The following is a 3690-nucleotide window of genomic DNA, read 5'->3' as shown; positions in this document are numbered from 1 at the left end:
GTCGGCATGTTGAAGGTCCACATGTACTCCTCGATCACCAGCCCCGGCGAGGGATTGGGCACGAGGAGGCAGGTGATCCCGCGCGCGTTCCCGGGCTCGCCTTCGGTCCGCGCAAAGACCGCGCAGTGGCTGGCGATGTGCATGCCGGTGATCCACATCTTCTCGCCGTCGATCCGCCAGCCGGGGACGCCATCGCGCGTCTCGCGCACGGCGCGGGTTTCCATGTGCGTCGCATCGGAGCCGTGGCGCGCCTCGGTAAGGCCGAAAGACACGCGGCGGGTGCGCGCAAAGCCGCCGAGGATGAATTCCTCCTGCTGTTCGGGCGTGCCGAAATGCTCGAACATGTTCACGAACGGGAAGTTGCCGACGATCGAATGCTCGTTCTGGAGATCGTTGTGGAGGCCGAGGCCCTTCTGCGTGAAGTGATCGCGAATCACCGCCATCCACAGGTTCTTGCCATCCTTGCCGCCATACTTCTTGGGCGCGGAAAAACGCCAGTGCCCGGCGGCATCGGCGCGGCGGGTGGCCTCGATCAGCAAGGCCTCCCATTCATGGCGCGGCAGGCCCTGATTTTCGAAATCGGTGCGCGCATATTCGCGGCGGTGGTCGAAGAAGCGGATGTTGTCGTCCGCCTGTTCGAGCGGCTTGATCTCGGCATCGATGAAGGCGTCGAGTTCGGCGAGGTAATCGACGAGCTCCTGCGGCAGATCGAAGTTCATGTCGTGCTCTCCCAGATGCGGCGCGCTTCGCTGAGCGCAGGGTATTTCGGCATATCGGCGGCCAGCGTATCGAGGGCGCGGCGGCGCAGGGTCGCGAGCAAGCCGGGCTCGGCCAGCGTGGTGCGCCCGGCGAGGATGGCTTCGCACAAGGCCCTGTCGTGCGGGCTGGGCCGACCGGCAAGTTCGCGGCGGACAATGCCGAGCGCGTTCTGCGCAACGGCCAGTTCGAAGCGCTCGCGCCCGGCGGCCATATGCGGCTTGACCGTGGCGGCGAGCCATTCCGAGATGGCCGTGAGGATTTCGGCGGCGCTCGGCTCACCCGCGCAGGCGGGCGGCGGCGGCGGCGCGGGCGGCAAGGGCCGTGCGCGTTCCGCCTCGGGCGCTTCGGCTTCCAGCAGGAGCAGAAGATCGAGGTCCTGTTCCGCCGCCCGCCGCGCCACGACGACGCGCTCGAGCGAGCGGTCTGCACCGCTGCGCCAGCCCTTGCCCATCGAAAGCGCGGAAAGCGCCCACCACACCGTGCGATAGACCAGCCAGAAGCGGAAACGGGCGGGATCGAACATGGTGCCACCGGCAGCTTCGTAGGCGCGGGCAAGGTCCTCGATCTGGCCGAGGCCGAAGCCGCGTTTGTCCAGACGGCCAAAGCGCCAGACGGTCATGCAGCCAAAAGCAAGATCCTCGTGGACATCGCCAAGGTGCGCGAGTTCCCAATCGAGCACGGCAGACAAACGCCCGCCCTCCACCATGATATTGCCGATGCGCAGATCGCCGTGGAGCACCGCGAGCGGTGCCGGCGGCGGTAGGTTGGCGCGCAGCCAGGCGAGGCCCAGCGCGATGGGCGGCCGGTCGCCTCCGGCCTCTTCAAATTGCGCGGCGAGCACTTCGACCCCGGCGGCGGGTTCGAGCACCGGGAGGAATGGCAGCGCGGCAGGATCGAGCGCATGAACCCCGGCCATCGCGGTCGCGATCTCGCCCAGCAGGGCTGGCGGTGAGGACAGCGCGTTTTCGGGATCGGGTGAGCCAGGCACGCAGCGCATGATGAAGCCCAGGCCGAGATCGTCTTCGGGGGTAAGTTCGGCGACCACTTCGGGAGCGGGCACGCCGCCCGCACGCGCGCAGCGGATCACAGCGGCTTCCTTGGCCATATCAAGCTGGCGATTGGCCACCCATTCAGCCGAGGGCGCGCGGCGCAGCACGAAGGCTTCACCGCCGATCTCGAAACGCCAGCTCTGCATGTTGGCACCGCCGGATAGCCGGAGCAGGCCGGTGACCATGCCGCGCCAGCCGGCGCGCGTCATCACCTGCTCAAGGCCTTCAGCCAGCCCATCGGCCAAGCCCTGCTGCGCGTCCGCCGCCATCCGCTCCTCTCGCCCGCTCTTCATCGGGCTATTCGCTTTGCTGTTGTTCGCGCCACTATCATTAATCGCGCGATTAATGTCCAGCGTCCGGTTCGGCTCCAGCTCGCGATACGGCAGGCCGCGCGCCACGCGCGACCACCTGTCAACGCGGCACTTGCCACGGAATCACAATCAGTTAGGCTGCTAATGGATCATAAACGGGTTCTGGGCTAAGGGGGAACATGGCTTCCGGTGGCAAGACGATGAGCAAGTGGATCGCGGCTGCACTGTGGTGCGCGGCGCCGCTGCTGCTTGTCGCCGCCCCGGCACAGGCGCGTCCTGGCACCACCCTGCAGAACGCGCGCGATGCCGCGATCGAGCAGCAGGTCTCTGCCATCGTATCACAAGGCCGCGGCCGCATCGGCGTCGCGGCGGTCGATCTCGATGGCGGCGGGCAGATCCTGATCAACGGCGACATGCCGTTTCCGATGGCCAGCACCGCCAAGATTGCCGTGGCTGCCACTTACCTTTCCGGTGTGGAGCAGGGCCGCCTCCGGCTCGACCAGCAGTTTCCGATGATGATGCCGGTGGCCGAATCGGTCGAATCGCGCGGGGCCGTCGCAGCGGTCCGGCCCGGCATGGTGATGTCCGCGCAGAGCCTGATGGAGCTTTCCATCACGCGCAGCGACAACCACGCAACCGATGGGCTGATCGCCGCAGTTGGCGGGATCGGCGCTGTGAATACCTGGCTCAGCCGTATCGGTGTGACAGGCCAACATCTCGATCACACGATGGCAACGCTGGTTCGCGATGATGGCCGGGTCAATCCGGTGACGACGATCGACACGCGCACGAGCAGCACGCCGCGTGCAATGGTGCAGCTCCTCGCTGCGATCGATCGCGGCGGCGCGCTCAGCCCGGAAAGCCGCGCCGTGCTGCTCGATACGATGACCCGCACGAGCACAGGCCGCAACCGCATCCGCAGCGGCCTGCCCGAAGGCGTGGTCTTCGCCCACAAGACGGGTACGCTGTCGGGGGTTACCGACGATGTCGGCATCGTGCGCCTGCCCGATGGCCGGCACCTTGCCATCGCCATCTTCGTGACAGGGCCGGAAGGCCATACCGCACACGCCGGCATGATCGCGCAGATCGCCCGCGTACTTTACGACGGCTACAGCCAGTCACCGCTGCCCGCCAGCTTCGAGACCGCGCGCCGCTGATCTTCCTGATTATCTGACGATGTGCCGCGCTGCGCGCGGGCCTTTGTCATGCGCGTCTGCCCCGCACAAAGAGAAGGGGCGCGACCGCCAAAACGATCACGCCCCTCTATCTCTATCAAACCCTTGCGGGGTTGATTACATCTTCGCGGCTTCGCTCGAAGCGTCAGCAGCCGGAGCCGAAGCGTCTTCCGAAGCAGGAGCCGAAGCATCGGCAGCAGCGTCGGTCGATTCCATAGCGGCTTCGGTGGCGGGGGCTTCAGGAGCCTTTTCCGAGCAACCGGCGAGAGCGAAGGCGGTGCCGGCGACTGCGGCGAGGAGGAGCTTGCGCATGCGTTACAATCCCTGGATTGAAGTGGACCGCGCCGGGCCCGCAGCCCGCCGCAAAGCCTACTCTGGCGGTAGACTTCTCGCCCC

Annotated in this window: 4 protein-coding genes; 1 reads left to right on the top strand and 3 read right to left on the bottom strand. The window is 66.8% G+C overall.

Annotated elements, in window-relative coordinates:
- A partial coding sequence (locus tag Q0071_RS13470) for an acyl-CoA dehydrogenase family protein (protein ID WP_298170234.1) occupies positions 1–719 on the bottom strand: 719 nt, incomplete at its 3' end.
- Complete coding sequence (locus Q0071_RS13465; protein WP_298170231.1) at positions 716–2101, bottom strand: phosphotransferase family protein; 1386 nt, start codon at positions 2099–2101, stop codon at positions 716–718. The genes Q0071_RS13465 and Q0071_RS13470, both read right to left, overlap by 4 nt.
- Positions 2102–2298: 197 nt before the next feature.
- On the opposite strand from Q0071_RS13465, the gene Q0071_RS13460 reads away from it, so the two are divergent.
- Positions 2299–3276: a serine hydrolase gene (locus Q0071_RS13460; protein ID WP_298170229.1), complete on the top strand. Its 978-nt coding sequence runs from the start codon at positions 2299–2301 to the stop codon at positions 3274–3276.
- 135 nt (positions 3277–3411) lie between these two features.
- Here Q0071_RS13460 and Q0071_RS13455 read toward each other — a convergent pair whose 3' ends face one another.
- On the bottom strand, positions 3412–3606 hold the full coding sequence (locus Q0071_RS13455; protein WP_298170226.1) for a hypothetical protein: 195 nt from the start codon (positions 3604–3606) through the stop codon (positions 3412–3414).
- Between the last annotated feature and the right edge of the window lie 84 nt (positions 3607–3690).

The sequence above is a fragment of the Novosphingobium sp. genome (assembly GCF_027486195.1).
Lineage (GTDB): Bacteria > Pseudomonadota > Alphaproteobacteria > Sphingomonadales > Sphingomonadaceae > Novosphingobium.
The sequence above is the reverse complement of the archived record's forward strand: the minus strand, read 5'-3'. Positions and strand labels throughout refer to the sequence as shown.

What these genes read in the sequence shown, in the direction of transcription:
- Q0071_RS13455 (WP_298170226.1), bottom strand. Translation starts at nt 3,606, where the DNA reads ATGCGCAAGCTCCTCCTCGCCGCAGTCGCCGGCACCGCCTTCGCTCTC.
- Q0071_RS13460 (WP_298170229.1), top strand. Translation starts at nt 2,299, where the DNA reads ATGGCTTCCGGTGGCAAGACGATGAGCAAGTGGATCGCGGCTGCACTG.
- Q0071_RS13465 (WP_298170231.1), bottom strand. Translation starts at nt 2,101, where the DNA reads ATGAAGAGCGGGCGAGAGGAGCGGATGGCGGCGGACGCGCAGCAGGGC.